At 63.1% G+C, this 26,358-nt stretch carries 27 protein-coding genes; 12 read left to right on the top strand and 15 right to left on the bottom strand.

The genetic code is table 11. The features are described from left to right. Nucleotides 1-4 precede the first annotated feature (4 nt). Nucleotides 5-496, bottom strand: coding sequence for a DUF2938 domain-containing protein (locus FYK34_RS00190; RefSeq protein ID WP_149294510.1), 492 nt, complete (start codon nucleotides 494-496; stop codon nucleotides 5-7). Nucleotides 497-649: 153 nt separating this feature from the next. On the opposite strand from FYK34_RS00190, the gene FYK34_RS00195 reads away from it, so the two are divergent. Together FYK34_RS00195 and FYK34_RS00200 are read left to right on the top strand one after the other, a co-directional pair. Beyond that, nucleotides 650-1,264 carry an ArsR/SmtB family transcription factor gene (locus tag FYK34_RS00195; protein ID WP_149294511.1) on the top strand — a complete coding sequence of 205 codons (615 nt, stop codon included), beginning with the start codon at nucleotides 650-652 and terminating at the stop codon, nucleotides 1,262-1,264. Next, nucleotides 1,264-2,076 carry a 4'-phosphopantetheinyl transferase family protein gene (locus FYK34_RS00200; protein ID WP_149294512.1) on the top strand — a complete coding sequence of 271 codons (813 nt, stop codon included), beginning with the start codon at nucleotides 1,264-1,266 and terminating at the stop codon, nucleotides 2,074-2,076. Before FYK34_RS00195 ends, FYK34_RS00200 begins: the two co-directional genes overlap by 1 nt. 55 nt (nucleotides 2,077-2,131) lie before the next feature. Here FYK34_RS00200 and groL read toward each other — a convergent pair whose 3' ends face one another. From groL to FYK34_RS00265, 13 genes are all read right to left on the bottom strand, one after another. Continuing rightward, complete coding sequence (gene groL, locus FYK34_RS00205; RefSeq protein ID WP_149294513.1) at nucleotides 2,132-3,748, bottom strand: chaperonin GroEL; 1,617 nt, start codon at nucleotides 3,746-3,748, stop codon at nucleotides 2,132-2,134. Nucleotides 3,749-3,776: 28 nt separating this feature from the next. Further along, complete coding sequence (locus tag FYK34_RS00210) at nucleotides 3,777-4,094, bottom strand: co-chaperone GroES (RefSeq protein ID WP_149294514.1); 318 nt, start codon at nucleotides 4,092-4,094, stop codon at nucleotides 3,777-3,779. Between the two features lie 169 nt (nucleotides 4,095-4,263). Next, nucleotides 4,264-4,890, bottom strand: coding sequence for a diguanylate cyclase (locus FYK34_RS00215; protein WP_149294515.1), 627 nt, complete (start codon nucleotides 4,888-4,890; stop codon nucleotides 4,264-4,266). Between the two features lie 88 nt (nucleotides 4,891-4,978). After that, complete coding sequence (locus FYK34_RS00220; RefSeq protein ID WP_149294516.1) at nucleotides 4,979-5,206, bottom strand: TIGR02450 family Trp-rich protein; 228 nt, start codon at nucleotides 5,204-5,206, stop codon at nucleotides 4,979-4,981. Continuing rightward, nucleotides 5,193-5,729 carry a lipocalin family protein gene (locus tag FYK34_RS00225; protein WP_149294517.1) on the bottom strand — a complete coding sequence of 179 codons (537 nt, stop codon included), beginning with the start codon at nucleotides 5,727-5,729 and terminating at the stop codon, nucleotides 5,193-5,195. Before FYK34_RS00225 ends, FYK34_RS00220 begins: the two co-directional genes overlap by 14 nt. A 7-nt stretch (nucleotides 5,730-5,736) precedes the next feature. Then, entirely contained in the window at nucleotides 5,737-7,266 is a 1,530-nt protein-coding gene (locus FYK34_RS00230) for a cryptochrome/photolyase family protein (RefSeq protein WP_149294518.1), read from the bottom strand. Further along, on the bottom strand, nucleotides 7,263-7,424 hold the full coding sequence (locus FYK34_RS21105) for a DUF2256 domain-containing protein (RefSeq protein WP_149294519.1): 162 nt from the start codon (nucleotides 7,422-7,424) through the stop codon (nucleotides 7,263-7,265). Before FYK34_RS21105 ends, FYK34_RS00230 begins: the two co-directional genes overlap by 4 nt. Next, nucleotides 7,424-7,858 carry a nuclear transport factor 2 family protein gene (locus FYK34_RS00240; RefSeq protein ID WP_149294520.1) on the bottom strand — a complete coding sequence of 145 codons (435 nt, stop codon included), beginning with the start codon at nucleotides 7,856-7,858 and terminating at the stop codon, nucleotides 7,424-7,426. The genes FYK34_RS21105 and FYK34_RS00240 overlap by 1 nt, the downstream gene beginning before the upstream one ends. Further along, nucleotides 7,855-8,634, bottom strand: coding sequence for an SDR family NAD(P)-dependent oxidoreductase (locus tag FYK34_RS00245; RefSeq protein ID WP_149294521.1), 780 nt, complete (start codon nucleotides 8,632-8,634; stop codon nucleotides 7,855-7,857). Before FYK34_RS00245 ends, FYK34_RS00240 begins: the two co-directional genes overlap by 4 nt. Beyond that, nucleotides 8,631-9,167 carry a DUF3833 domain-containing protein gene (locus tag FYK34_RS00250; RefSeq protein ID WP_149294522.1) on the bottom strand — a complete coding sequence of 179 codons (537 nt, stop codon included), beginning with the start codon at nucleotides 9,165-9,167 and terminating at the stop codon, nucleotides 8,631-8,633. Before FYK34_RS00250 ends, FYK34_RS00245 begins: the two co-directional genes overlap by 4 nt. After that, nucleotides 9,164-10,369 (bottom strand): SAM-dependent methyltransferase, encoded by a 1,206-nt coding sequence (locus FYK34_RS00255; RefSeq protein ID WP_149294523.1) that lies wholly within the window; start codon nucleotides 10,367-10,369, stop codon nucleotides 9,164-9,166. The genes FYK34_RS00250 and FYK34_RS00255 overlap by 4 nt, the downstream gene beginning before the upstream one ends. Next, entirely contained in the window at nucleotides 10,366-11,142 is a 777-nt protein-coding gene (locus FYK34_RS00260; RefSeq protein WP_149294524.1) for a DUF1365 domain-containing protein, read from the bottom strand. The genes FYK34_RS00255 and FYK34_RS00260 overlap by 4 nt, the downstream gene beginning before the upstream one ends. Nucleotides 11,143-11,144: 2 nt before the next feature. Next, entirely contained in the window at nucleotides 11,145-12,422 is a 1,278-nt protein-coding gene (locus tag FYK34_RS00265; protein WP_149294525.1) for an NAD(P)/FAD-dependent oxidoreductase, read from the bottom strand. A gap of 121 nt (nucleotides 12,423-12,543) precedes the next feature. Between FYK34_RS00265 and FYK34_RS00270 the strand changes: the two genes are divergently transcribed. Further along, nucleotides 12,544-13,164, top strand: coding sequence for a TetR/AcrR family transcriptional regulator (locus FYK34_RS00270; RefSeq protein ID WP_149294526.1), 621 nt, complete (start codon nucleotides 12,544-12,546; stop codon nucleotides 13,162-13,164). 706 nt (nucleotides 13,165-13,870) lie between these two features. Here the strand turns inward: FYK34_RS00270 and FYK34_RS00275 are convergent. Further along, nucleotides 13,871-14,128 (bottom strand): hypothetical protein, encoded by a 258-nt coding sequence (locus FYK34_RS00275; RefSeq protein WP_149294527.1) that lies wholly within the window; start codon nucleotides 14,126-14,128, stop codon nucleotides 13,871-13,873. Between the two features lie 295 nt (nucleotides 14,129-14,423). Between FYK34_RS00275 and FYK34_RS00280 the strand changes: the two genes are divergently transcribed. The 9 genes from FYK34_RS00280 (at nucleotide 14,424) to FYK34_RS00320 (ending at nucleotide 26,262) form a co-directional block, all read left to right on the top strand. Continuing rightward, entirely contained in the window at nucleotides 14,424-17,057 is a 2,634-nt protein-coding gene (locus FYK34_RS00280; RefSeq protein ID WP_149294528.1) for a type VI secretion system Vgr family protein, read from the top strand. 18 nt (nucleotides 17,058-17,075) lie between these two features. Then, entirely contained in the window at nucleotides 17,076-17,948 is an 873-nt protein-coding gene (locus FYK34_RS00285; protein ID WP_149294529.1) for a hypothetical protein, read from the top strand. Between the two features lie 21 nt (nucleotides 17,949-17,969). Next, nucleotides 17,970-20,444, top strand: coding sequence for a T6SS effector BTH_I2691 family protein (locus tag FYK34_RS00290; protein ID WP_149294530.1), 2,475 nt, complete (start codon nucleotides 17,970-17,972; stop codon nucleotides 20,442-20,444). A gap of 4 nt (nucleotides 20,445-20,448) precedes the next feature. Next, nucleotides 20,449-21,348 (top strand): DUF6708 domain-containing protein, encoded by a 900-nt coding sequence (locus FYK34_RS00295; protein WP_149294531.1) that lies wholly within the window; start codon nucleotides 20,449-20,451, stop codon nucleotides 21,346-21,348. Nucleotides 21,349-21,811: 463 nt separating this feature from the next. Beyond that, a complete protein-coding gene (gene dusA / locus FYK34_RS00300) occupies nucleotides 21,812-22,855 on the top strand; it encodes a tRNA dihydrouridine(20/20a) synthase DusA (RefSeq protein ID WP_196782562.1) in 1,044 nt (347 codons plus the stop codon). 105 nt (nucleotides 22,856-22,960) lie between these two features. After that, complete coding sequence (locus tag FYK34_RS00305; protein WP_149294532.1) at nucleotides 22,961-24,034, top strand: ABC transporter substrate-binding protein; 1,074 nt, start codon at nucleotides 22,961-22,963, stop codon at nucleotides 24,032-24,034. A gap of 67 nt (nucleotides 24,035-24,101) precedes the next feature. Beyond that, nucleotides 24,102-24,695, top strand: coding sequence for an RdgB/HAM1 family non-canonical purine NTP pyrophosphatase (gene rdgB, locus FYK34_RS00310; protein WP_149294533.1), 594 nt, complete (start codon nucleotides 24,102-24,104; stop codon nucleotides 24,693-24,695). Next, nucleotides 24,692-25,882, top strand: a complete 1,191-nt coding sequence (gene hemW / locus FYK34_RS00315) for a radical SAM family heme chaperone HemW (protein WP_149294534.1) — start codon at nucleotides 24,692-24,694, stop codon at nucleotides 25,880-25,882. Before rdgB ends, hemW begins: the two co-directional genes overlap by 4 nt. After that, on the top strand, nucleotides 25,882-26,262 hold the full coding sequence (locus tag FYK34_RS00320; protein ID WP_043623676.1) for a RidA family protein: 381 nt from the start codon (nucleotides 25,882-25,884) through the stop codon (nucleotides 26,260-26,262). The genes hemW and FYK34_RS00320 overlap by 1 nt, the downstream gene beginning before the upstream one ends. Nucleotides 26,263-26,358: the final 96 nt, after the last annotated feature.

Consider the following 26,358-nt stretch of genomic DNA (forward strand, 5'->3'; position numbering starts at 1 on the left):
GGGCTTACAGCAACCGGGCCAGCAACAGGGCGGCGAGGTAGAGGCCGACGCCGAAGGACGCGTGCGCGGACAGGCTGCGCAGACGGGCCACATTGGGCTGCGGCGTTTTGCTGGCGGCGATGCCCGCGCCCAGGCCGGGCTGCAAAATGAAAAATGGCGCGGCCACGGTGAGCAAGCCGAATCCCAAAGCGGGCAGCAGCGTCGGCGCGATGCGCCACTCCGGCCCGCACCAGGCCAGCAGCATGGCCGCGAACACGATGCCTATGCCGTAATGCAGCGCCCAGCCTATCGGCGTTTCGCCGGCCACCGGCTCCGCCTTGGCGATATTCTCGTGGCAAAAGCGTCCGCGCAGCAGATGGCCGCTCCAGCGGCCCACCATGGCGTAGTTCAGCGAGGGAATGTTGAAAAAACGGCGCAGGAACCAGGCCCAAAGGTCCATGACCAGCGTTGCGCCTATGCCTAGCGCCAGGGCATGAGTGAAAAAATCTGCAGTCATCACGGTTTCATCCTTAGTGGGTTATTCAGGTGCTTGGCGCCCAATGCATCGCGTCTGATGCTCGCGGCGCGGATTTCAGATATGCTGGCCATGCAACATTCAATTTTTTTATTTAATGATGAATTGATTGGTTTGTCTATGTCAATATCTGAAATGCATTTAAGGGGCGCCAGGCTGAGCGACTTGGCCGATCTGGCCAAGACTCTGGGCAACAGTCATCGCCTCCTGCTGCTGGAACACATCGCCGAGGGCGAAAAGACGGTGGAGGCGCTGTCCGACCTGGCCGGCTTGTCGGTGGCGAATGCTTCCCAGCATTTGCAGCAGCTCAAACGCAGCGGCTTTGTGCAGTCGCGGCGCGAGGGCAAGAATGTGCTGTACCGGCTGGGATCGGGGCCGATCGCCGCCTTGCTGGCCGCGCTGCGCGCCTGCGCCGAGCATAATCATTCGGAAATCCGCGCCTTGATCGCCGACAGCTTGTGGCAGCAGGACAAGCTTGAGGCGATTTCGCGCGAAGAGCTGCTGCAGCGCATGCAGGAAACCGAGGTCGTGTTGCTGGACGTGCGCTCAGAAGCCGAGTACGCCGCAGGCCACCTGCCCGGGGCCATCAATATCCCGCTGGACGCGTTGGAGCAACGCCTGGCGGAAGTGCCGCGCGACCAAGAAGTGGTGGCTTACTGCCGCGGCAATTACTGCGCTTTGTCGAGCAAGGCGGTTGCCATTCTGCGTGCGCTGGGGCGCAATGCGCGGCAATTGCAGGGCGGCATGTGATGCCAGATCGCTCGTCCTGTTTGCGCGATGGGCTGGCTTTGGCCTGGGCGGGGAAACTGGCGGATTGCTGGCTGCCGCCGCCGCATGCCCTGGCCGATGGCGCCTGCGCGGGTATTGCCCTGGCAAAGCTGGAGCAGGCTTTGTCCGGGATGGAGCTGGCCGCCTGGCTGCCGACGGAACTGGCGCGCGCGGCGCGCAAACGCCAGCTGTCTTTTCTGGGCGGGCGGCTGTGCGCCGCGCGCGCCTTGGAGGCCTTGGCCGTGGCTGATGCGGCAGTGGGGCGCGCCGTGGACGGCTTGCCGCTGTGGCCGACCGGCATGCTCGGCACCCTCACCCATCATGCCGCGGCGGCCTATGCGGCCGTTGCGCCGGCATCGGCTTATGCCGCGCTGGGCATGGATAGCGAGCGCTTGGCCAGGGACGGCGCGGCGGAAGCCATCCGCGCCGTGTGCTGCACGGAGGCCGAACACGCGCGCTGGCTGGCTCGGCGCGAAGACACATTGGTCGAGACGCTGATCTTTTCCGCCAAGGAGGCCGGCTACAAGGCCATTCATCGCTTGGTGAAGCGATTTGTCGGTTTTGCCGAGTTCGAGGTCACCGCCTTGGACTGGGCCGCGGGCCGTCTGCAACTGTCGCCTGCCGCGGCTAGCGGTCTGCAGGGCGTGATGCGTCCGTTCGAGGTTCGTTTTCATTGCGCCGACGGCGAAGTGCATACCCTGGTGGCGGAGCGGCAGACGCTCTTCGCGGCGGAGGACGGGCGCGTATCCGGCATGGCGGCATCCCTTTGCCCGGCGCGGGACCTGGCGGGATAAAAAATGCCCGCGGCAGGGCGCGGGCCAAGGAGTGAAAGAGGACCAGGTTGGCGGATCAGTAATCCAGCTCCGCCGGGGCTTTGGCCTTGCTGTCCTGCGCCGCCTCGGCCACGGTGGCGTCGGTGGTCAGGATCAGGCTGGCGATGGAAGCGGCGTTTTGCAGCGCGGTGCGCGTCACCTTGGTCGGGTCGATCACGCCCATTTCCACCAGATCGCCGAACTGGCCGCTGGCGGCGTTGTAGCCATGGCTGCCTTTGCCCTCCAGCACCTTGTTGACGATGACCGACGGCTCGTCGCCGGCATTGGCGGCGATGGCGCGCAGCGGCGCTTCCAGCGCGCGCAGCACGATCTGGATGCCGGCGTCCTGGTCGGCGTTGTCGCCTTTCAGCTCGCCGATGTGGGCGCGGGCGCGCAGCAGGGCCACGCCGCCGCCTGCCACGATGCCTTCCTCCACCGCGGCGCGGGTGGCGTGCAGCGCGTCGTCTACGCGGTCTTTCTTCTCTTTCATTTCCACCTCGGTGGCCGCGCCGATGCGGATCACCGCCACGCCGCCGGACAGCTTGGCCACGCGCTCTTGCAGCTTCTCGCGGTCATAGTCGCTGGTGGCGGCGTCGATCTGCGCCCGGATGGCCTGCACGCGGGCGTCGATCTTGGCCTTGTCGCCGGCGCCGTCGATGATGGTGGTGTTTTCCTTGCCGATTTCCACGCGCTTGGCGCTGCCCAGCTCGGCCAGGCCGGCTTTTTCCAGCGTGAGGCCGGTTTCCTCGGCGATGACGGTGCCGCCGGTCAGGATGGCGATGTCTTCCAGCATGGCCTTGCGGCGGTCGCCGAAGCCCGGCGCCTTGACCGCGGCCACCTTCAGGATGCCGCGCATGCTGTTCACCACCAGGGTGGCCAGCGCTTCGCCTTCCACGTCTTCGGCGACGATCAGCAACGGCTTGCCGGCCTTGGCCACTTGCTCCAGCACCGGCAGCAGGTCGCGGATATTGCTGATCTTCTTGTCGTAGAGCAGCACCAGCGGATCTTCCAGCACGGCGGTTTGCTTTTCCGGATCGGTGATGAAGTAGGGCGACAGGTAGCCGCGGTCGAACTGCATGCCCTCGACCACGGCCAGCTCGTTGTCCAAGGACTTGCCGTCCTCGACGGTGATCACGCCTTCCTTGCCCACCTTATCCATGGCGTCGGCGATGATCTTGCCGATGGCCTCGTCGGAATTGGCCGATAGCGCCGCCACCTGGGCGGTTTCCTTGCTGTTGGTCACCGGCTTGGACAGGGTCTGCAGCTCCTTGACCACCGCATGGACGGCCTTGTCGATGCCCCGCTTCAGGTCCATCGGGTTCATGCCGGCGGCCACGTATTTCATGCCTTCCTGCACGATGGCCTGAGCCAGCACGGTGGCGGTGGTGGTGCCGTCGCCCGCCACGTCGGCGGTCTTGGACGCCACTTCCTTCACCATCTGCGCGCCCATGTTTTCGAACGGGTCTTTCAGTTCGATTTCCTTGGCGACGGACACGCCGTCCTTGGTGATGTGCGGCGCGCCGAAGCTGCGCGCCAGCAGCACATTGCGGCCTTTCGGGCCCAGGGTGACTTTCACCGCGTTGGCCAGCACATTGACGCCGTTGACGATGCGTTCACGGGCGTTGTCGTGGAAGCGGACTTCTTTCGCAGCCATGTTTGAACTCCTGTGATGAATGGGGAAGTCAGGCAGCCTTGCGGCCGGATTCGGATGCGCCCTCGATCACGCCGAAGACGTCTTCCTCGCGCAGCACCAGGTATTCCTGGTCATCCAGCTTGACAGTCTGGCCGCCGTATTTGCCGAACAACACCAGATCGCCCACTTTGACTTGCATAGGCAGCAAGCTGCCGTCTTGCAGGCGTTTGCCGGGACCGACGGCCAGCACTTCGCCTTGCTCCGGTTTTTCAGCGGCGCTATCGGGGATGACGATGCCGGAAGCAGTCTGGCGGACCTTTTCGACCCGCTTGACGATAATCCGGTCGTGCAGAGGACGGATTTGCATATCAATCTCCTGTGCGATTCAGATCATGGGAAACGGTAGGTGACGCCGGCAGGCAGAGGGCGCGCTAAGCCCCGCGCTTGCCGGCTATATGCAGCCTGAGTGGCTGACGGATGACGAGGTAAGGGCAGGCCGAAAACTTTTCAAGAGGTTTTTTTCAGAAAAAATGCGACTAAAAAATGAGGCGCTCGACGCGGCCGAAGCGGTACACGGTCCGGGCCGCCTTGCCGCCGCGGCAGACGCGCGGCGCCAGCGGGCAAGGGGGCGGGCGCAGCCCGGCCTCGCCCAGGGTGTCGTCCTCGGCCAGCTCGCGCCAGATTCCGCCGTGCACCGGCCGGAACTGCCAGGAAACATAACCGCGGCGGGCCGCCAGCCGCATCAGTTCCGGGCCGTCGGGCGCCTCCGCCACCACGCTTTCCTGGCCGTCGATGGCCGGCCAGTCGCCAAAAGCCTGGCGGCAGGCCAGCGCCTCTGCCGCCGCTGCTCCCACGGTGTTACAGCCGCGCCGCTCCTCGCGCAGCAGGCTCCAGGCGCCCAGTTGCCAGGCCGCGTCCAGCACCTCTTCTTCCACCCGTGATAGCGCGCGCCATCTGCGCGTCAGCTGCAAGGCCGATGCTGGCACCTGGCGGAGCGCGGACGGCTCCGCTGGCGCTCGGCCGGGATTGGGCGCGCGGAAACCATGCCAATGCAGCATCAGCAGCAGCGGCGTATCGGGCAAGGGAACCACGCTGAGGCTGACGGCGAACAAGGGCAGCCGCATGTGGCGGACTTGGGCGGTAACGGTATCGAACAGCTCCATGGCGACCCTCCATGACAATGGACGAGCAGGCATGCTTAAACGATAAAAACAATGGCGGGGCGGCGCAAGCGCCAGCCTTGAGAGGCGATTATTTCCAACCCTGCAGCCATTGGCCCGCGTCGCGCAGCGCCTGCCATGGCATGGTTTGCCGGCGCCGGGTGTAGACCGCCTCCAGCGTGATCGTTTCCACCGCGGCGTCCGGCGCCGGGCGGCCCAGCGCCACCACCAGAAAGTGTTTCTCCTTGTCGCGCGGCGCGGCGGCGGTCCACTTGCTGAGCAGCAATTTTTCCGGGTTGAGCCGTCTAGTTGTCGCCACGGTCCTGCCTCACCCAAATCAACTTGTCGGCCGGGACGCCCAGTTTGGCCGCCACCGCCAGCAGCGCCGGCTTGGCGGCGGGCGCGGCTTGTTTGTCGCGCGACAGCAGCCACAGATAATCCTTGTCAGGCCCCACCACCACGGCCCAGCGGTAGTCAGGGTCCAGCGCCGCCACGTGGTAGCCGCCGTAAAACGGCCCGAAGAAGGATACTCTCAGCGAGGCGACATCGGCTGGCCCGTTGAACCAGGCCTTGCCCACCGCCACGCGCCAGCTGGCGGTCGCCTCGTCAAAACCGCGGTTGACCACGCGGACGCTGCCGTCGGCGTTGCGGCTGTAGTCGGCGCTCACTGCCTGCAGGCCGCGTTCGAAGCGGTGATCGAGGCGGGCGATTTCATACCAGCGGCCCTGGTAGCGATCCAGTTGGAAGCCCCGCGCCGGGGCGATGCCGGGCGGAGGCGCGGTGTCGCAGCCGGTCAGCGGCAGCAGGATCAGGGCGATGAGCGCGAGCGGTTTTTTCAGCATGGCGGTTTCACAGTGCGTCGAGGTTGGTTTGCAGCCAGCCGGCGCGCGCGGCGATGGCGGCGCGTTCGGCCTCAGGCAGCTTATCCTGCTGGCGGTAGACCAGGGCCAGCCGCGGATTGGCGGCCAGCCGCGCGCGATGGCGTTGGAAAAAATCCCAGTACAAGGCATTGAACGGGCAGGCGTCTGCGCCGACGCGCTGCTTGGGACGGTAGCGGCAGCCGGCGCAGTAATCGCCCATGCGGCCGATATAGGCGGCGCTGCCGGCGTAGGGCTTGCTGCCCAGCAGCCCGCCGTCGGCGAACTGGCTCATGCCCAGCGTGTTGGGCAGCTCCACCCATTCGAAGGCGTCGATGTAGACGCCCAGATACCATTGGTGCAGCGCCTGCGGCGACAGGCCGGCGATCAGGCCGAAATTGCCTATCACCATCAGCCGCTGGATGTGGTGGGCGTAGGCGTCGTCCAGCGATTGGCCGATGGCGTGGGCGAGGCAGCGCAGGCCGGTGTCGCCGTCCCAGAACCAGCGCGGCAGCGGCAGATGGTGAGCCAGCGCGTTGCTGTCGCGGTAGCCGGGCATTTTGGCCCAATACACGCCGCGCACGTATTCGCGCCAGCCCAGTATCTGCCGCGTGAAGCCTTCCACCGCGGCCAGCGGCGCGCGGCCCTGCCGCCAGGCGGCGACGGCGGCGTCCACTACCTCGCGCGGGTTCAGCATTTTGACGTTAAGGGCAAAAGACAGCAGCGAATGGAACAGCCGCCGCGCGCGCGGACTCATCGCGTCCTGATAGGCGCCGAAATGCGGCAGCGCATGTTCGATGAAGGCGCGCAGCTGCGCGAGGGCCTCGGCGCGGTTGAGCGGCCAGCGCAGCGCGCCCGCCTGCGGCTGGCCGAAGCTGTCCACGCCGGCGTCGACAATGGTTTGCCACAGCTTGCTGTGGTCGTGCGCCGGACGCGGGTCCTGCGGTTCGGGCGGATCGCCGGGCCAGCGTTGGCGGTTGTCGGCGTCGAAATTCCAGCGTCCGCAGGCAGGCTCGCCGTTTTCATCCATCAAGATGCCGTGCTGGCGCCGCAGGTGGCGATACAGGGTCTCCTGCCGCCATTGCCGGCGCGCGCCGAACAAGGCGGCCGCCTCGCCGCGCGCGGTGTAGAAATGCTCGCTGTCCGCCATGAGGCAGGGGATGGACAGATTCTTGGCCCACTCCGCCAGTTGGCGGTCCAGCCGCCACTCGTCCGGCGCCTGGTATGCCACCGCCGACGCTTGGTAATGCTCGATCAGCACGTCCAGATTGCCGATCAGAGACTGGCGGTTGCTGGCATCGTCTATCGCCACGTAGCGCACGCGGTGGCCTCGCGCTTTCAATTGGGCGGCGAAGTCGCGCATCGCGGCGAAGACGGCCAGGATTTTCTGCGCGTGGTGGCGCACGTAATCGGTTTCCTGGCGGATTTCCATCATCACATGCACCACGTCTGGATTGGGCGCGGCGAACCAGCTGTGGCAGGGATTGAGCTGGTCGCCCAGGATCAGCCGCAAGGTGGTCATGCGGCTTTGCCTTTCCGGCGGCGGCAGCGCTCCGAGCAATACTGGACGGCGTCCCAACAGGCGCGCCACTTCCTGCGCCAGCTCATGGGCCGGCCGCAGGCGGCGCAGGGCTTGGACGGCAGCGCCGCCTTATTGCCTTTGAAGGCGTGCGTCGCCATCAGACCACCCGCAATTTTTTCCGCAGCCAGGCCACCGGCAGGCCCAGCACCGGTATTTTCTCGAACAGCTCCTCCGCCGCGTCCCAGTAGTCGCGGTGCAGGGTGATCTTGCCGTCGGCGTCGAACTGCAAATGGCTGCCGCCGTGGATGTTGACTTTGCGTCCGCCGTAGCCAAAGTCGAAATCCCAGGTGATAAAGGCTTGATCGCCGTCGCGCAGCGCGTGGATGACGGTGAAGCGCGGCTGTTCCACCGTCTGGAACATATGCTTGAACACCGCCTGGATCTGGGCCACGCCGCGCGCATCGTTGAACGGGTCCTTGAAGCGGGCTTCCGCGGCGTAATAGCGGCGGATCTCCGGCAGCGTGTCCGGCGTCAGCGTCTGGTACCAGTCAAGCAGGGCCTGCCAGTCGGCTGGGGATGGGATGCGTTTCATGGTCGGGCCAACCTCGAGAGCAAGGGCAGGCGCAGCCTATAAGGCAGCAGCCGCAATAGTTTGAGCCATACGGTGAAGCGGAGCGGGAAGTGGATTTCGAACGCGCCGCGCGCCAGCTCGCGCCGGATGTCGCGCGCGGCCTCGCGCGGCGTGAGCAGCGCCGGCATGGCAAAGTCGTTCTTGGCGGTGAGGGGGGTGGCGACAAAGCCCGGATTGATCAGGTAAACCGCCACCCCGCGCGGCTTGAGCTCGGTGTAGAGGATTTCCGCCAGATTGATCAGCGCCGCCTTGCCGGGGCCGTACACCGCCGCGCCGGGCAAACCGGCGTAGCCGGCCACGCTGGCGATCAGCGCCACGCCGCCGCAGCCTTGGCGCGCCAGCGCCGGCAGCACCACTTCCAGGCCGTAGTAGACGCCCAGCAGATTGGTGTCGAGCAGGCGGCGGGTTTCCTCGGCGTGCAGGTCCAGGCAGGTCTGCGGCCGGTAATCGGCCGCGCAGAACACGACCAGATCGGGCCGCGCGCCGTTTTGCTCCAGCCGCTGCCACACGCGCAGCCAGGCCGCGGGGTCGGTCACGTCCAGTGTTTCCACGCGCGCGCCGGCGCGGCCGGCGGCCAGCGCCTGCATCGGTTCGGCGCGTCGCGCCGATAGAATGACCTCGGCGCCGGCATCCAGCAGTTCGGTAGCCAGCGCGGCGCCGATGCCGCTGGACGCGCCTATCACCCAGACGCGGCGCGCATGCCAGTCGGGGATGGCGGGATTGAGGCGCAGGCTCATGGCCGCGGCTCCGGCTTGCGGAAGAACAACGTGACTTCGCCCAGGCGGAAGCCGAACTTGCTCATCTGGGCGCGGTTGAGCAGGCTGCGCTCGTCCTGCAGGAACATCCAGTCGTCAAACTGGACCTGGTATTCCTTGCCATCCACCGGCAATTTCAGCGTGTAGCGCCAGCGCAGCGCGTTGCCGGCTGTCTCGCCCGCGGCCTCGCCCACCACATCGTCCGCCACGCCGCGCCAGCGGCCGCCGCCCAGCGGCTTGATCCGCCACACGCGCTGCTGGCGGCTGCCATCGCTGTATTGGAAACGCTCGGTCAACACCAATTCGTCGCCCTGGCGCTCGCCGTCCATGTCCACGGTAAAGCGCTTCAGCAGCCGGCCTTGCCTATCCTGGAACATGCCCCAGGCTTCCGTCTTGCCCAGGAAAAAACGGCCGGGGTCCAGCGCCGGACGGTTGGCGGCGTAATCGGCTACCGACGGTCCGGCGCAGCCCGTCAGCAGCGCCAGCACGGAGGCGAGGGCGGCGCGCGGCATCATGCCTCCTTTTCCAGCAGAAACTGCGATACGCCGATGCGGCCGGCGTCGAAACCGGCTTCGCAGTAGCACAGATACAGCCGCCACAGCCGGATGAAGGCCTCGTCGAAGCCTTGGCTGCGGATAGCGCCTAGATTGGCCTCGAAAGCCATCCTCCAGCGGCGCAGCGTTTCCGCGTAATCCATGCCGAAGTCCAGCCGATCGCGGCAGCGGAGGCCGCGTTGCCGGGCCGCGCGCTGGAGGCGCTCGCGGCTGGGCAGCATGCCGCCGGGGAAGATGAAGGTTTGGATGAAGTCGGCGCTGGCGCGGTAGGCCTTGAAGCGCGTCTCCTCAATGGTGATGCTCTGCACCAGCGCCTGGCCGCCCGGCTTCAGGCAGCGGCGCAGGGTGTCGAAGTAGCCGCGCCAGTAGCGTTCGCCCACCGCCTCGAACATTTCGATCGACACGATGGCGTCGTACTGGCCGGAGAGGTCGCGATAGTCGCGGTGCTCCAGCCTGGCCAGCGGCTCATTGGCCAGGCGGCGGCGCGCGAAGTCCAGCTGCGCGTCGGAGATGGTGATGCCGTGCACGGCCACGCCCAGCCGCGCGGCGTGTTCGGCGAAGCCGCCCCAGCCGCAGCCGATTTCCAGCACGCGCATGCCGGGACGCAGCTGCAATTGATCGCAGATGCGTTGGTATTTGCGCGCCTGGGCATCGGCCAAGGACAAGCGGTAGTCGCCGTCGAACCAGGCGCTGGAATAGGTCCAGCTCCTGTCCAGCCACAGCTGGTAAAAATCGTTGCCGATATCGTAATGGGCGTGGATGTTGCGCCGGCTGCCGCGGCGGCTGTTGACGCGCAGCAGGTGGCGCAGCCGGTGCCAGGCGCGCGCGGCCCAGCGGCCCAGCTTGCCCAGTTGCAAGGCGTCTTCATTGCGCAGCGCCAGCCGCAACAGCGCGGTCAGGTCCGGGCTGTCCAGCCAGCCGTCGCGGTAGGCCTCGGCAAAACCGATGTCGTTGCCGGACAGGATGCGGCGGCAGGCGCGCCAGTCCAGCAGCCTCAGCTCGGCGTCGGCGTGCGGCTGGAGCGGGCCGTACCACAGCTCGTCGCCGTCCGGCGTCAGCAGGCGCAGGCTGCCGTGGCGCAATTGGCCCAACAGCGACAACAGCAGGCGGCCGGCGGGCGGGATGTCGGGGCGAGTCAGGGCTAGAGGTTGGCTTGCGCTCATGGGGTGCACTCCTGGCCGCGGCTGAGCGGCGCGGCGGGGGGACGGGGTTTGCGGAAAAACGGCACGCGCTTGAGCCACAACCGCAGCGCCTGCCAATGAATGCGGAACATCACGCCGGCGGTGAGCAGGGGCTGGCGCAGCAGGGCGCGCGCGGCGGCGGCCGGCGTCAACGGCGACAGCCGGCCGGAGATGGCGGTGTGCAGCAGCGGTCCGGCGTCGTCGTGATAATCGATGCGCACCAGCGAGTGGTCCGCGCCATGGTGGAAACGGAAGCGGTAGTGGCCTTCCACGCGGCAGAACGGCGAAACATGCAAGCGCTTGCGGCAGGCCAGCTGGCTGGCGGCGGTGATCGGCCCGCCGTCGGCCTGGCTCAGCAAATAGCCATGCCGCTCGCCAAAAGTGTTGTTCACTTCGGCCAGCACGGCGATCAAGCGGCCGGAAGCATCGTGGCAATGCCAGAAGCTGACCGGATTGAACACATAGCCGAATACGCGCGGGAAGGTTTGCAGCCAGACCTCGCCGTCGGCGGGGAGGCCGGCCTCGGCCAGGCGCGCGCGTATCCATGGCAGCAGCGGCGAGCCGTCGCGCGGGCCGTAGTCATGCGTGCGCAACGACAGCGGCCGCCAGCGGTCCACGCCAAACCATGGGCCGCGCAGCGTGTCCAGCTTGGCCAGATTCAGGCGCAGGCAGAATACCGGGTAGACGAAACGATTGGGCGCCGGCCGCAAGCGGCGGTGCATGACCTGGCCGGTGAGCAGATAGGCGTCGGCCATGATCATATCCTCGCCCAGCCGGGGGCCGCGCCGAAAGCCTGCGCCACCCGCAGCGCCGACTTCAGTCCGTCTTCATGGAAGCCATAGCCGGTCCACGCGCCGGCGAACCAGCAGGCATGGCGGCCCTGCAAGCCGCGCAGGGAGTGTTGCGCGCCGATGGCGTCTTGGTCCAGCAGCGGATGCTCGTAATGGTAGCGTCCCAGCACCTTGTCCGGGGCGGGCTGGCGGGGAGGATTCAAGGTCAGGATGACGGGCGCGCTCAGCGGCAGGGGCTGAAGGCGGTTGAGCAGATAGCTGACGCCGACCGCGCGGCGGTCATCCTGGTCATCGGCGAGGAAATTCCAGGCGGCCCAGGCGCGTTGCCGCCGCGGCAGCAAGGAGACGTCGGTGTGCAGCACCGCCTCGTTGGCCTGATAGCGCACGGCGGATAGGGCGGCGCGCTCGCGCTCGTCGGCATCGGCCAGCAGCGCCAGCGTTTGCGGCGCGTGGGTAGCGAACACCACGGCGTCGAAGGTGTCCTCGCTGCTCGCCGTCAGCACGCGGGCGCGGCCATCCACGCGGCTGACGCGCAGCACCGGGGTGGACAGGCGGATATCCTTGAGCGTCGCGGCGATTCTTTCCACGTAATGCCGCGCGCCGTCCGGCACCGTGCGCCATTGCGGCCGGCCGCTCAGCTGCAGCAGGCCGTGATTGAGGCAGAAGCGCAAAAACGTTTCCGCGGGAAAGGACAGGATGTCGCGGCAGGGGCTGGACCAGATCGCCGCGGCCATCGGCAGCAGGTAGTGGTCGCGGAAGCGGGCGCCGTAGCCATCGGCATCCAGTAGTTGGCCCAGCGTCTGCGGCGACGCGACGGCGCGCTGCAAATTGCGCGGGGCCGCGCGGTTGAAGCGGACGATGTCGGCCAGCATGCCCCAGAAGCCAGGCGACAATAGATTGCGGCGCTGGGCGAACACCGTGTCCAGATTGCTGCCGGCCCACTCCAGCCGGCCCTGGCCCAGCGACACGCTGAACGACATGTCGCTGGGGTGGCTGGGTATGCCCAGCTCCGCGAACAGCGCGATCAGATTGGGATAGGTGTGGTCGTTGTACACCAGGAAACCGGTGTCGACGGCAAAATCGTGCCCATCGACCGAGACATCGACCGTGTGGGTATGGCCGCCCAGATAATCGGCGGCTTCGAACAGGGTGATATCGTGATTGCGCGCCAGAAAGTACGCGCTGGCCAGGCCGGAGATGCCGGCGCCGATGACGGCGATGCGTTGTCGCTGCTGAGTATTCACCGATGCGTCCTATGGGCGTATGGGTTGAGCGGGTCTGACTTGGCAGCTGCTGGGCGCTGCTTTATATTCAGGATATAACCGGTTGGGAAAAAATGCTACTAATCAGTAAAGGAAGTTACTTGTGGGTATTTTAGGTAAGCTCAGCTTTAAGGATCAGGCGTTCAAGCTGCGCGAACAGACCGTGCTCGACGCCACCACGCGCATGCTGGCGAGCAAGGGCTTTGACCTGATGACCATGGACGACGTGGCCAGCGAAGCGGGGATTTCCAAACCCAGCCTGTACAAGCACTTCAAATCCAAAGACGAACTGGCTACCGAGGTGATGATCCGGCTGCTGGACGATGCGCAGGACTATCTGGCGCGGCAAGCGCCGGGTCTGTCACCGCTTGCCCGGCTGCGCGACCTGCTGGCCTGGGCGTTGCGCGTGCGCTTGTCCGGCGGGCTGCCGTTTTTGCCATCCACCAGTCCCCAGGTGCGCGGCATGCTGACCCGCAGTCTTCGTTATGTGAGCCGCGCGATTAAGCTGCATAAAACGCTGCAGGGCATCGTCCAGCAGGCCAAGGACGAAGGGGAGCTGCGCAGCGAAATGCCGGCAGATGTCATCCTCTACAGTTTTTACTCCCGCACCTGCGATCCGGCTGTGGACTATCTCCGGGTATATGGCAAGTACGATGACGAGGAAATCGTGCGCCAGATGCTGATTGTAAGCTTTGAGGGTTTGTCCAAGCGGCAGGGGGCTTAGCCTGGGGCTGGCCCAGCCGGCGCGCATGTCGCTTGGCTTAGGCATGGCCGGGATGCTGGAGCGTTCCGGATTACACCGCATCCCCCGGACATCTCCACTACGTCAACGCTGCGGTAGAGCGCCCGGCTTTGACGGAATTCCGCCCTGCGTTGAATGATTTCGTGGATACCCCGTTCTCGGGGCGATCCGCCGCTGAGTGATTGGCATGTGTCTGTCTGCCAAACTTGACCCTGTCGCGGTGTAAGGGGGATAATTCTTCGTTTATTCAAATGCTTAGTCAGCGCCGCCTTGTGAGCTAGAAGGCAGGCGCTACGCAAGGCGGGCGAGTGGCGCCGTAGCCCTCGGTAGCCGCGCTTTGTGTAGCGCCGGCGGGACGGAAATAGGCGGAAATCAGCCGGAATGAACGTAAACAAGACTGCACCCAATGGCGCTGAAATCCGCGCCAATCAAGGATTCCAAGGCAACAAACCCTCCCGCCGCCTGAGCGTGGCGCCGATGCTGGATGGGCGCTACCGGTCGTAAAATCCAATAAATTTCAATTGCTTGGCGTTGTTGTTTTTAGCGAGGTAGCACTGTCGAATGCACCAAATGACAAAGCCGCCTGGGACACCAAGGCGGCTTGTTCATTCCGGACTATCTTGCTTGTTGCGCAATGAAACGCGTTGTCGCCCAATGCAGTCGTTTGCCATCGGGTACCGATGCTGCGTTAGTGCAATGATGATCCCGGTTTGGGGCCTATCATCGATTCGATTCCTTCCTCTTCCACTTCTTTCAGGAAAAGATCGAATGCGTCTTGGTCGGACTCAAACTCGCCATCGAAGATGGTGGAATTGTTGTACTCATCCACAATTTCGAGCGTCCAACCAGTATCAGGCAAGCGGTAAATACACACTTCCACGGTCTTGCCCTCGGAGGTGTATTTCTGTTGCAAGGGGGATTCGATCAAGTCATTTTCGTCGTACATCGTAGGACCTGCTCATGGGTTAGGCATGGATTGGATGGTAGCACTGGCATGCTTCAACGGGGAGCGCTCCAGCTTCTGGACCGCTTGGGTGCCTGACTTAAAGACTATCCTGGCAGGTTGTCTGGTGCAGCGTGTTATCCGTCAAGAAATCAATTTTCACCTGTACTTTAGTGTAGGTTTGTCCGATTTGTGGCAGGGCTAGCTTGTTGACGCTTGCGTAGCATCATAAAATTCTTATCCTCTTTTAGTTCAATGACATACCCTCGCCATGAGGGTATTTTTATTTGGGACTCGGATGGATTTGAACGCACTGCTGGCCAGTTTCGCCTCCGCTTTTGGCCAAGATCGACGGGTATTGACTTTGCAGCTGGGCACCGGGCAGATCGCCGCCGAGCAGCTGCTGCCGCTGAGCCTGCAGGCCGAAGAAGGTCTGTCCCAACCTTACCGCTATACGCTGACCTGCTTGTCGCCGGATACCGATATCGAACTGAAGTCGCTGCTGGGCCAGCCGGCGCGCATCGGCATCGAGGATGCGGCGGGCGGCGAGTCCATCCGTTGCGGCGTGGTGAGCGAGGCCAGGCTGGCCGGCGCCGATGGCGGTTTCGCCAAGTACGAGCTGACCATCGAGCCGCCGTTCGCGCTGCTGCGTCACCGCCGCACTTCGAGGGTGTTCCAGGACCTGACAGTGCCGGACATCATCCAGCAGATCCTGACTGAACATCAGCAGAGCAACCCGGCCTTCGCGCGCGTACAGACCCTGTCCATCCAGGTACAGCCGGCCCAGCCGCGCAGCTACTGCCTGCAATACCGCGAAAGCGATTACGAATTCATCGTCCGCCTGATGCACGAGGAAGGCTACGCCTGGCGCTTCCTGCATCAAGACGATGACGGCCCGCAGGTGCAGCTGGCGGTGTTTGACGACCCGCACAGCCTGCCGGCTGCCCCCTTGAGCCGCGTGCGCTTCCACCGCGCGGACGCCACCGAAGACGAAGACGGCCTGACCGAATGGCAAGCCACGCGCCAGATCGTACCCAGCAGCGTGGCGCTGGCCAGTTACGACTACAAGCCCGTCTCCACCCAGCACAGCGAAGACGGCAGCCGCATCGAGCAGGGCCAGGCCGGCCAGTCGCTCCAGAGCAGCCTGACCCACTACGACGCGCCGGGCCTGTATTACGCCGGCGACGAAGAACAGCTGAGCCGCTACGCCCAGCTGCGCCAGCAGGCGCACGACCTGCAAGCCAAGTCCTTCCGCGCCAGCGGCACCGTGCGCGGCCTGCAGCCGGGCGAATGGTTCCGCCTGGATGACCATCCGGCGCATGAAACCGACAGCCTGCAACACCGCGAATTCGTGGTCACCGGCCAAACCTTCCTGGCGCGCAACAACCTGCCCAAGGATCTGGCCCAGCACATCGGCGCCCCCAGCGACGTTGCGCCGTTCACCACCGCCATCCAGACCCAGCGCCGAGGCATTCCGCTGACCCCGGCCTATGCCGACACGCCGCTAGCCAAGCCCAAATCCCGCGGCGTGCAGACCGCCACCGTGGTCGGCCCGGCCGAGCCGACAGACCAAGCCGCCGACGAGACCTACACCGACGCCCAAGGCCGCATCAAGGTGCAATTCCACTGGCAACGGGCAGAGGAGCACTCCCAGTTTGGGGCCAATCTCGACGACAAGTCCTCGTGTTGGCTGCGCGTGGCCATGCCCAGCGCCGGGGCCGGTTTCGGCCACCAGTTCATCCCGCGCATCGGCCAGGAAGTGCTGGTCAGCTTCATCGAAGGCGACATCGACCGCCCCGTGATCACTGGTGTGCTGTACAACGGCAGCCACCGCACGCCCGGCTTCAGCGGCGCCGGCAGCCTGCCCGCCAACAAAACGCTGTCCGGCATCAAGAGCAAAGAACACCAGGGCGGCGGCTACAACGAGCTGCTGTTTGACGACACCCCGGGCGAAGTGCGCGCCAAACTCAGCTCCGAATCCGGCAAAACTCAGCTCAACCAAGGTTTCCTCACCCACCCGCGCAGCAACGGCAAAGCCCAGCCGCGCGGCGAAGGCTTCGAGCTGCGCACAGACAATCACGGCGCCATCCGCGCCGCGCATGGCCTGCTGCTGTCCACCGAAGCGCAAAACGGCGCCGGCGGCAAACAGTTGGCCAGAGAGCACGCGCAAGGCCAACTGCAGTCAGCCGTCGCATTGAGCCAGGCGCTGGCGGAAACCGCTACCGGCCAACTGGCCGACACCATGGAAACCGGGCCTGAAGAAATCAGTCCGGACAACGCCAAGGGCAGCAAGCAGCCTGATGGCCATCTGATGCATCATCTGGATGCTCTCAAGGCTTGGGAAGCCGGCAGCAATACCGACAAGGACGGCAAGACGGCCAAGGATCAACCAGGTCAGCAACCATTGATCGTGCTTTCGGGCCCGGCCGGCATCGCCAGCGTCACCGAGCAAAGCCAAACCGTCTCAGCCGGCACCAATCTCAACTTGGTCGCCCAGCGCGATGCCAACTACAGCACGGGACGACGCTGGCTGCACAATGTCGGTCAACACATCAGCCTGTTCGTGGCCGGGGTGAAAGACAAGGTGGCGATTAAGCTGATTGCCGCTAAGGGCAAGGTGCAGGTTCAGGCGCAAAGCGATGCGATGGAAATCACGGCGGACAAGGATGTGACCATCACCTCATGTAAGGATCGGATTGAGGTCAAGGCCCAGAAGGAAATCCTGCTGACGGCCGGCGGCGCCTATTTCCGGATTGCCGATGGCAATATTGAAGTGCATGCGCCCGGCACCGTCAGCGTGAAAGGCGCCAGCCATGATCTGTCTGGCCCCGCCAGCCTGAACGCCCCGATGCCGGAGCTGAAAGTCAAAATGTGCGAGATGCGCGCCCGGGCGGCAGCCGCTGGCGGCGACGCCGTTGTCCCGGCAGCGTAAGGTCTAGGGGAGCGCGCGATGCATCAACAAAACTGGCAACCGCTGTCTGGCGCATTTCTGACTCAAGGCCAATGGGGTCCATTCAATTTTGCGATTGCCTCTGCGGAGCAAAGGGCTGAACTACCTGATGACTGGCCGTGGACCTTGCTTACGCCCAGGGGCTTTGAAGACAACGAAGGGCTGATGCCTTCCTTGTTGAATCTATCGGCGCTCAAGCCAGATGACCGGCGCGCCCTGTTCACCCAACTGGAAAACGCCCAGCAAGACGATGAACCGGCGCCGCTCAGCGCGCTCTTGTCGGCAGCCGTTGCCCCGGCCACTATGGCTCGCCATCTATGCCAGGCCCAGGTGTTGGTGCATCAAAGGCAGAAGTCCTGGCTGAGAATTTTTGACGGCAGAGTCTGGTCGCAACTGCCGCGCGTACTCAATGCCCCGGCCATGATCGGTTTGTATGGCCCGATCAGCCTATGGGCAAGCAATCTGTACGGCCGCTGGGCCTTGATGACGCCGCCTGTGTCCAATTCAGCCCAGCCCACCGCGCCAGCCATGGATTGGGAGCGGCTGCTGAGAGTCGGCGCAGTGAATCGCGCATTCGCGCAAACAGGTTGCCTGGACTGGGAAAGCGCCATCAACCGTTCGGCGCGAGTGGATAGCCTGGTTCAACGGGCGCAACACTTGTACCAGCTGGGCCGGCTTGAGGACCAAGTGGCCTTTGCCTGTTACGGCATTCGTTACGGCGATCAGTTTGATTCACACCCGTTGGTCCAGCGCGAGATCGCCGGCTGGATGGCGCAAAGCCTGGAAGAGCGTGAAGACAGCACGGTGGTGGATTGCCTCGCGCTGCTCACAGACGAGCAGTGGGCGGTTATCCAAGCTTCCGCTATTGAATAACGCCTACCCAAACGAGAAAACATGAGCACCAACCCCAGTTGCGAATACTGCGATAAGCGCGGCGTACCGATTTTCCCGGCCCGGTATGCGGTTGCCCTCCCCAATGCCAACGCGCCGGCGGTAGCAAACAAACCCGCGGTGGCGCTGCCCGATGCGAGCAGTCAATACACGCTGAGAACGCTCCGCAGCGGCTACCTCTATGTTTACGATGAGGCGCGCAAACGCTGGGATGACTATTTCGTCACCGAGGATGGCTATTTCTTCAAGACCAGCACTCAAGCCAAAGGGCAGCCGCTGGTTCTACCCAAAAAACCGTTCAGTTGTCCGGATGAAGGACACCGCGCCATCGCCAGTTGCATCACCATCCCCGATGCCAAGCGCGCCACCAAGGTTTGGCTGGCGTTCTCGGACGGCCAATGGACGGAAGCCGTGCGCAAGCGTCATGAAAGCGCAGACTATCGCAAGAAACACATGCGCTGCGTAGACGTCAAAGCATACAGCGCCAGTGTCGATGCCAAGCATTGTCTGCCTATCAAGGACGCCGGCAGCAAAATCGCGGAATATGCGCTGGATAAAGTGGCTCTGGGCAAGGCCGTGGGCTTCTCTCCCATTCCGCTCGCCAGCAGAAAAGGCCGCGCCGAGCGGCTGATCGCGGAGGCGGAAAAACTCGCCCCTGGCAAAGGCTTCATCGTCGCGCTGAGCGATCCGGTCGGCATCGCCGCGGAGCTTTCCGCCCTGATGATTCATCACGCCAGCGCCTTCGCCAACAAGAAGGAAAACAAGCACCCGCTGATGGCCAGCATGGCTATCAGCCAGATCAAGATGGCCGTGGAGGACCAGGCGCTGGAAGCCGAGCATCAGGCGGCAGAAGAACTATCCAATGACTACCTCTCGCAGCCCGACCTCTCCGTGCTGTTCTCGTCCAGCGCCAGAAAACGCAGAGAGGCCCAATACGATGCCCTGCGCACCGTCACGCCAGCCGAAGCCAAGCGCGCCCAAAAGCTGGCCTGGGACAAATACCGGGCCAAGTTCAACGAACCGGCCATGCAGGCCTGGCAGGTCAAGTTTGAGGCGGAAAGCCAAAAGTTCGACCAGACCACCATCCAGCCGCTCGCCAAGGCTTATCTGGGTTGGCTAGGCGGTCAGGACATCAAGCAATCCTTCCAGTGCAATTACGATGAAGATGATCTAGATAGCGGAGAAGCCTATACGCGGGCGGTCACCCTGGCCGTTTCCGGCGCGCAAGACAAGAAGCTTTGCCTGGACTACCTCTCGCAATTGCTATCTGGTAGCTTCGAGCCAGAAAACTTTGTGCTCAATGCGGCCGTACTCAATCAAAAATCGCTGAAAGACCAGGTCAAAAAGGCTGTCGGCGCGCAAAGTATTGATCCGCGCATCTTCCCCGCGGATGCCTATATCGGTTTCCAGGGGGGCGTGGCCGAGAAGATCGCTCACGGTGATACCAGCCTGAATGCCTACCTGCTGACGGTCAGCGCCCCCTTGGTCAAGCTCTTCGATGGCATAGCCAACAAGGTGGCGCGGCCACTCTGGACTGCCATGGCGATGCATAGCCGAAAAGTCTTCGTGCAAGTGGAAGTCACCGGCAGCAAAAAAGCTTTCCGCACGCGCTTGATCAAGGAGCTGGTCAAGCAAGGCGGCAAACCGATGAATCCGCGCGAGATGGAACGCGCCGTCAGCGCACAGCTGCGCAATCTGCAAGCCGCCGGCGTGCCGCTGGATGGCTCTGAGAAGAAAACTTTCACTCTCTTGCTCGATCCCAAGCAAGTCAGAGGCATGCCCAACGGTCTGACTCCTTCACAGCAGGCTAAATGGCTGGCAGGCAGTATCCATACTTCAGCTCAGCTGGATAATATCGTCATGGGCGAGTGGCGCGCGGCGCTGTCCAGCGCCAAGGGTGCGATACCGTTTGCCGGCGGACTGCTGGCCGCCATTTGGCAGTGGGCCGCTTTGGACAAGCTGGGACAAGATGAACAAAGCGCGATGAGCCACGAGGCAAAGGAGGCTGGTTGGCGTTTGCGTGCAGGTACGACGGCTTTTTGGGGAACGGTTGTCGATATGGCCGGCCAGGGCCTGAAAAAAACTGCGGCCTGGGTGCCGAAGTTTGCCAAAGGCCTGAGTTATTTTGGCATTGGGGTTAGTGTGATAGGTAGATTAGGTGGACTTATTGGTGGTGCCATCATGGCCTTTTGGGATGGAAAAAATGCTTATCAGGCAGCCCAGAAGGGTGATTGGAAGATGTTTGGACTTTATTTTTCTTCCGCATTTCTTGGCGGCCTCGTTACAGTTCTAGCACTTGGAGGGGCTGTTCCATTTATAGGTTGGATAGCAATCATCGCCTTGATTGGGGTTACCTTGTTAATTGAACTTTTTAAAGACAATAAAGTTCAATCCTGGCTGGAAAATGGATATTGGGGTGGGCGAATTTATAAAACACCAGAAGAAGAACGGAAGCAGTTGCAACTTGCGGTGGGATGATAAAATGGAATTTACTGGGCAATTTACACCCTACTCAATTAATCGACCACTTTCTGATGATGAGCGTGATCGCCAATTAAAGCAAAGTAAGAAAATAGAAACCGAGCTTTATCATCAACTCTCAATTATAGAAATAAATTCAAATTGGTTGGAGGTGGTGGATAAGTATTTTTTTGACAAAGGAGCCCTAACGCTGGCGGGATTGATTTTTATTCCCGCAGGGGTACTCATGACGATATTTTCCATGGCAATAGGTATAGTCAACATATATAAAGGCGATTTTGGTGCCTTTATAGCGCTTTTGGTTTCCCCACTTGGTATGGCGATCTGCTATCTGATATGGAGATGGACGAGAAAAGAGATCAACTATACTCACTATCCCATCCGATTTAATCGCAAGACACGCATGGTTCATGTTTTTCGTCAGGATGGAACCGTATTGAGTGTAAAGTGGGATAAAGTATTTTTTACCCAGATTCCCGTCACCTACGGAATGTGGGATATGGTTGGCCATGTTCTGGATGAGGATGGCGTAACCGTGCGCGAAACGTTTGGGTTGCCGGCATGTGCAATGGGAAGCTGGGGACGGGAGAGAGCGAAGGGGTATTGGGAGTTTATCCGCCGCTACATGGAAGAAGGCCCTGCCAGCGTCTCAGATGTGATTAGCGGCTGCCTGCCGATCAAAGACAAGAAAGAAACGCTAGCATTCAGTTTTGAGCGCATCGCAGCTTCTCTCGGCAGCTATCTCAATCCATTCATTCTTTTTTACTATATATTCTATCCCGGCCGGATGATTGCCATGCATTTCAGCAAAATCCCTCAATGGCCAGCGGAGATCGAGGCACAGTGTCCACGTCTTGACGGGCATGACCCATTTTTCAGAGACGCCAGCATGAATGCATAAGGAGGTCTGGATAAGTCGCCGCCTCGCTAGATTTAAGTTCTGCAAGAGTCTGGGCTGTGCAATTTTACTGCGAAGGACGTGTGCGTAGGTTTTAGGACGAGCCCGTGAAGACCGTAGGTTAATGGGCTGGACTCTGTAGGCCGATATCCTCGCTGCGTTGACATCGCCAGGGCTCTCTCGGCTTTCCCTGTATATTTCGGCCTACAGCGGATGATCTCGCGTAGGGCGGATGCCCCGCAGGCGAGGCGATCCGCCGCTGAGTGATTGGCATGTATCTGTCTGCCAAACTTGACCCTCGCGCAGTGTAAGGGGGATAATTCTTCGTTTATTCAAATGCTTAGTCAGCGCCGCCTTGTGAGCTAGAAGGCAGGCGCTACGCAAGGCGTGCGAGTGGCGCCGTAGCCCTCGGTAGCCGCGCTTTGTGTAGCACCGGCGGGACGGAAATAGGCGGAAATCAGCCGGAATGAACGTAAACAAGACTGCACCCAATGGCGCTGAAATCCGCGCCAATCAAGGATTTCAAGGCAACAATCCCTCCCGCCGCCTGAGCGTGGCGCCGATGCTGGATTGGACGGACCGCCACTACCGCTACTTCGCCCGCCAGATTACCCGCCACACCTGGCTGTATACCGAGATGGTGACCACCGGCGCCTTGCTGAACGGCGACGTCGCCCGCCATTTGCGCTTCGACGAGGCCGAACATCCGGTCGCGCTGCAACTGGGCGGCAGCGAGCCGTCTGAGTTGGCCGCTTGCGCCAAGCTGGCGCAAGAGTGGGGCTATGACGAAGTGAACCTAAACGTCGGCTGCCCGTCGGAAAGAGTGCAGAAGGGCGCTTTCGGCGCCTGCCTGATGGCAGAGCCGCAGTTGGTGTCGGACTGCGTCAAGGCGATGCGCGACGCGGTGGACATCGACGTGACGGTCAAGCATCGAATCGGCATCGACCAGATCGAGCACTACGACTACCTGCGCGAGTTTGTCGACACGGTGGCCGAGGCCGGCTGCCAGACCTTCATCGTCCATGCCCGCAACGCCATCCTGAAGGGCCTGAGCCCCAAGGAAAACCGCGAAATTCCGCCGCTGAAGTACGACTATGTCTACCGGCTCAAGCGCGAGCGGCCGGACCTGGAGATCCTGATCAATGGCGGGGTCAAAACCAATGCGGAGATCGCCGAGCATTTGCAGCATGTGGACGGCGTGATGGTGGGGCGCGAGGCTTATCACAATCCTTGGCTGATGGCCGAGTGGGACGCTCGCTTCTATGGCGATGAAACCGCGGGGCCGGAACGCGCGGCGGTGGTGGAGGCGATGATGCCTTATGTGACGGCGCGTTTATCCGACGGCAGCAATGTGCGCCATATCGCCCGCCACATCCTGGGCCTGTTCCAGGGCCTGCCCGGCGCGCGCAACTGGCGGCGCATGCTGTCCGACGCCAAGCTCTTGGATGGCGCCGATGCCGGCTTGTTGCGCCTGGCCTATGAGGCGACGCTGCAAAGCCGCCGCGGTTGACGCTACATTCCGGCTGCTTGAGGCGGCCGCCCTGAGCTAGGCGGCCTCGGCCGCCTTTTGTCATGGTTGTCATGCCCGGCATGACTGTCTGGAGGTGAATCCCAATTGAAAACGTTGCAAAAGCTGATGCTTGCCCTGTCGCTGTCTTCCGGCCTGGCCTGGGCCGGTCCCAATGACGTGCTGCACATCTACAACTGGAGCGGTTCCTTATCGGACAACATCGTCAGGCAGTTCGAGAAACGCTGCGGCTGCAAGGTGGTGCAGGACTACTATGGGGACAACGAGGAAATGCTGGCCAAGCTGGCCGCCGGGGCCAAGGGCTACGACATGGTGTTTCCGTCCAGTTTCGTGGTGCAGGCGATGACCAAGCAAAAGTTGTTGCAACCATTGGACCACCGCCGGATTCCCAATCTGAAGAATGTGGCGCCGGCCTATTTGTCGCAAAGCTATGATCCGGGGAACCGCTACACCATCCCCACCGTGCTGTCGCTGACCTCGGTGGGCTACAACGTGGAGAAACTGCAGCAGCTGGGCATCGATCCGACCAGTTGGTCGGTGATTTTCGATCCGAATGTGCTGCGGAAGATCAAGGGCAAGGTGACGGTGCTGGATAGCTCGCGCGAGGTATTCGCCGCCGCGCTGTTCTACTTGGGCAAGGACCCGAATAAGGCGACCGACGCCGACATGCGCGCCGCGCGCGATGTCATCAAGCGCGCCAAGCCGTATTGGGCGGCCTTCTCCAATGCCAGCTATCTGAAGCAGCTGGCGGTCGGCAATATCTGGGCGGCGCTGGGCTACTCCACCGAATTCTTCCAGGCCAGCGAGGACGCGCGCCTGACCAAGCGGCCCTTCCATATCGGCAACGCGCCACAGCGCGAAGGCAATGAGGTCGGCGTCGACACCATGGCGATCACCGCCAGCGCCAAGCGGCCGGACCTAGCGCACCAGTTCATCAATTTCATGCTGGACGGCAAAAACGCCGCCCAACTGACCAACCTCAACGGCGCGACCAACCCGGTATCCACCGCCAGCGCCTATTTCCGCGCCGACTTGAAAGTCAACCCGGTGATCCATCCTACGGCCGAGCAAGCCAAGACATGGACGGTCTTGCGCGAACTGACGCCGAAAGAGCGCCGCGCGCTGGCGCGGATGTGGACGGAAGTGAAGGTCAGCCGCTAAGCTGGCGGCCTGGCCGGACGCCATCGACCCGGTTCGGCCGCACCCACAAGATAGAAAGAGCGAAAAGATGTTCGACCAACTGGTTCTCGCCAGCAATAACCCCGGCAAGCTGAAGGAGTTCGGCGCGCTGTTCGCCGAGCTGGGCGTCACCGTGCGCCCGCAGCGTGATTTCGACGTGCCGGAATGCCCGGAGCCGCACCACACCTTCCTGGAAAACGCGCTGGAGAAGGCGCGCCACGCCAGCCGGCTGACCGGCCTGCCGGCGCTGGCAGACGATTCCGGCATCTGCGTGGAAGCGCTAGGCGGCGCGCCGGGCGTGTACTCTGCCCGCTTCGCCGGCGAACCCAAGTCCGACGCGCGCAACAACGCGCTGCTGGTGGAAAAGCTGCAGGGCGAGGCCAACCGCCGCGCCTGGTATTACTGCGTGCTGGTGCTGGTGCGCCATGCCGACGACCCGCAACCGCTGGTGGCCGACGGCATCTGGCTGGGCGAAGTGCGCGACGAGGCGGCCGGCGAGGGCGGTTTCGGCTATGACCCGCATTTCCACCTGCCCAGCTATGGCGTGTCGGTGGCCGAACTGGACGCAGCCGAGAAGAACCGCGTCAGCCACCGCGGCCAGGCGCTGGCCGCGCTGATGGCCAAGCTCAAGGCGCTGGCATGAGCGTGGTCGATCTGTCGGCGCTGACGGGCGGCCTGCGCGAGCTGCCGCCTCTGTCTTTGTACGTGCATTTCCCGTGGTGCATCCGCAAGTGCCCGTATTGCGACTTTAACTCGCACGAGCCGAAAAACGGCTTTGACGAGATGGCCTATGTCGACGCGCTGCTGCGCGATCTGGAATTCAGCCTGCCCGAGGTATGGGGCCGGCCGCTGACCAGCATCTTCATGGGCGGCGGCACGCCCAGCCTGTTCAGCCCGCAGGCGATGGACGCGCTGCTGGCCGGCGTGCGCGCGCGCATGAAGCTGCATCCGGACGCCGAGATCACGATGGAGGCCAATCCCGGCACTTTCGAGATCGAGCGCTTCCGCGGCTACCGCGAGGCCGGCATCAATCGGCTGTCCATCGGCATCCAGAGTTTCGATCCCAAGCACTTGAAGGCGCTGGGCCGCATCCACGATGGCGACGAGGCCAAGCGCGCGGTCGAGATCGCGCTGACCCACTTCGACAACGTCAATCTGGACCTGATGTACGCGCTGCCGGGCCAGACCCTGGACGAGGCGCTGTCCGACCTGAACACTGCGCTGTCCTACGGCATCACGCATTTGTCGGCCTATCACCTGACGATTGAGCCGAATACGCTGTTTGCCGTGCAAACGCCGCAAAACCTGCCGGACGACGAGGTGTCGGCCGACATGCAGGAGGCGATAGAATCCCGCTTGGACGCCGCCGGTTTCGATCATTACGAAACCTCGGCCTTCGCCAAACCGGGCCGGCACAGCCGGCACAACCTCAATTACTGGCAGTTTGGCGACTATATCGGCATCGGCGCCGGCGCGCATGGCAAGATCAGCAGCCACGCCGGCATTGTGCGCCAGATGCGGCACAAGCAGCCGGCGGCCTATCTGAAGGCGGTGGCGGACGGCAATCCGCTGCAAAGCAGCCAGAAAGTCGCCCGCGCCGACTTGCCGTTCGAATTCATGATGAATCTGCTGCGCCTGACCGGCGGCTTCGAGAGCCGCCTGTTCCAGGAACGCACCGGGCTGCCGCTGGTGCTGATCCGCCGCCAGCTGGACGACGCCCAGGCGCAAGGCCTGCTGGAGGGCGATGGCGCCATGCTGCGCCCGACGCTGAAAGGCCAGCGCTTTCTCAACGATTTGCTCACCCTGTTCCTCAAAGAAGGAGATGAATAATGGCTAAGGAAATTATCCACACCGACAAGGCTCCGGCCGCCATCGGCGCCTACTCGCAAGCCGTCAAGGCAGGCAACACCGTCTACCTGTCCGGCCAGATCCCGCTGGACCCGGCCACCATGGCCGTGGTGGAAGGCGGTTTCGCCGCCGAAACCCACCAGGTGTTCAAGAACATGAAGGCCGTGTGCGAGGCCGCCGGCGGCAGCCTGGACCAGATCGTCAAGCTCAACGCCTACCTGACCGACCTGTCCAACTTCGCCACCTTCAACGAAATCATGGGCCAGTACTTCAGCCAGCCGTTCCCGGCCCGCGCCGCCGTCGGCGTGGCCAGCCTGCCCAAGGGCGTGCTGGTGGAAGCCGAAGCGGTGATGGTGCTGTAAGCCTGGCGTTTCTCGGCAAGCAAAACCCGCGCTATGCGCGGGTTTTTTCTTGAAGCGCTCTCCTCCCGCTCAGGGTGGCCAGCCTGTCTTGCTGCC

Origin of the sequence: Chromobacterium paludis (assembly GCF_008275125.1) — a bacterium.
Lineage (GTDB): Bacteria > Pseudomonadota > Gammaproteobacteria > Burkholderiales > Chromobacteriaceae > Chromobacterium > Chromobacterium paludis.

Excerpts from the sequence above, each read along its gene's own strand:
- FYK34_RS00250 (WP_149294522.1), bottom strand. The coding sequence starts at position 9,167 with ATGATGCCGCGCGCCGCCCTCGCCTCCGTGCTGGCGCTGCTGACGGGC.
- FYK34_RS00195 (WP_149294511.1), top strand. The coding sequence starts at position 650 with ATGCATTTAAGGGGCGCCAGGCTGAGCGACTTGGCCGATCTGGCCAAG.
- FYK34_RS00245 (WP_149294521.1), bottom strand. The coding sequence starts at position 8,634 with ATGAGCCTGCGCCTCAATCCCGCCATCCCCGACTGGCATGCGCGCCGC.
- FYK34_RS21105 (WP_149294519.1), bottom strand. The coding sequence starts at position 7,424 with ATGGCGACGCACGCCTTCAAAGGCAATAAGGCGGCGCTGCCGTCCAAG.
- groL (WP_149294513.1), bottom strand. The coding sequence starts at position 3,748 with ATGGCTGCGAAAGAAGTCCGCTTCCACGACAACGCCCGTGAACGCATC.
- FYK34_RS00280 (WP_149294528.1), top strand. The coding sequence starts at position 14,424 with ATGGATTTGAACGCACTGCTGGCCAGTTTCGCCTCCGCTTTTGGCCAA.
- dusA (WP_196782562.1), top strand. The coding sequence starts at position 21,812 with ATGAACGTAAACAAGACTGCACCCAATGGCGCTGAAATCCGCGCCAAT.
- FYK34_RS00255 (WP_149294523.1), bottom strand. The coding sequence starts at position 10,369 with ATGAGCGCAAGCCAACCTCTAGCCCTGACTCGCCCCGACATCCCGCCC.
- FYK34_RS00295 (WP_149294531.1), top strand. The coding sequence starts at position 20,449 with ATGGAATTTACTGGGCAATTTACACCCTACTCAATTAATCGACCACTT.
- FYK34_RS00225 (WP_149294517.1), bottom strand. The coding sequence starts at position 5,729 with ATGCTGAAAAAACCGCTCGCGCTCATCGCCCTGATCCTGCTGCCGCTG.
- FYK34_RS00190 (WP_149294510.1), bottom strand. The coding sequence starts at position 496 with ATGACTGCAGATTTTTTCACTCATGCCCTGGCGCTAGGCATAGGCGCA.
- FYK34_RS00215 (WP_149294515.1), bottom strand. The coding sequence starts at position 4,890 with ATGGAGCTGTTCGATACCGTTACCGCCCAAGTCCGCCACATGCGGCTG.
- FYK34_RS00260 (WP_149294524.1), bottom strand. The coding sequence starts at position 11,142 with ATGGCCGACGCCTATCTGCTCACCGGCCAGGTCATGCACCGCCGCTTG.
- FYK34_RS00200 (WP_149294512.1), top strand. The coding sequence starts at position 1,264 with ATGCCAGATCGCTCGTCCTGTTTGCGCGATGGGCTGGCTTTGGCCTGG.
- FYK34_RS00320 (WP_043623676.1), top strand. The coding sequence starts at position 25,882 with ATGGCTAAGGAAATTATCCACACCGACAAGGCTCCGGCCGCCATCGGC.
- FYK34_RS00210 (WP_149294514.1), bottom strand. The coding sequence starts at position 4,094 with ATGCAAATCCGTCCTCTGCACGACCGGATTATCGTCAAGCGGGTCGAA.
- FYK34_RS00290 (WP_149294530.1), top strand. The coding sequence starts at position 17,970 with ATGAGCACCAACCCCAGTTGCGAATACTGCGATAAGCGCGGCGTACCG.
- FYK34_RS00240 (WP_149294520.1), bottom strand. The coding sequence starts at position 7,858 with ATGAAACGCATCCCATCCCCAGCCGACTGGCAGGCCCTGCTTGACTGG.
- FYK34_RS00285 (WP_149294529.1), top strand. The coding sequence starts at position 17,076 with ATGCATCAACAAAACTGGCAACCGCTGTCTGGCGCATTTCTGACTCAA.
- FYK34_RS00230 (WP_149294518.1), bottom strand. The coding sequence starts at position 7,266 with ATGACCACCTTGCGGCTGATCCTGGGCGACCAGCTCAATCCCTGCCAC.
- rdgB (WP_149294533.1), top strand. The coding sequence starts at position 24,102 with ATGTTCGACCAACTGGTTCTCGCCAGCAATAACCCCGGCAAGCTGAAG.
- FYK34_RS00275 (WP_149294527.1), bottom strand. The coding sequence starts at position 14,128 with ATGTACGACGAAAATGACTTGATCGAATCCCCCTTGCAACAGAAATAC.
- hemW (WP_149294534.1), top strand. The coding sequence starts at position 24,692 with ATGAGCGTGGTCGATCTGTCGGCGCTGACGGGCGGCCTGCGCGAGCTG.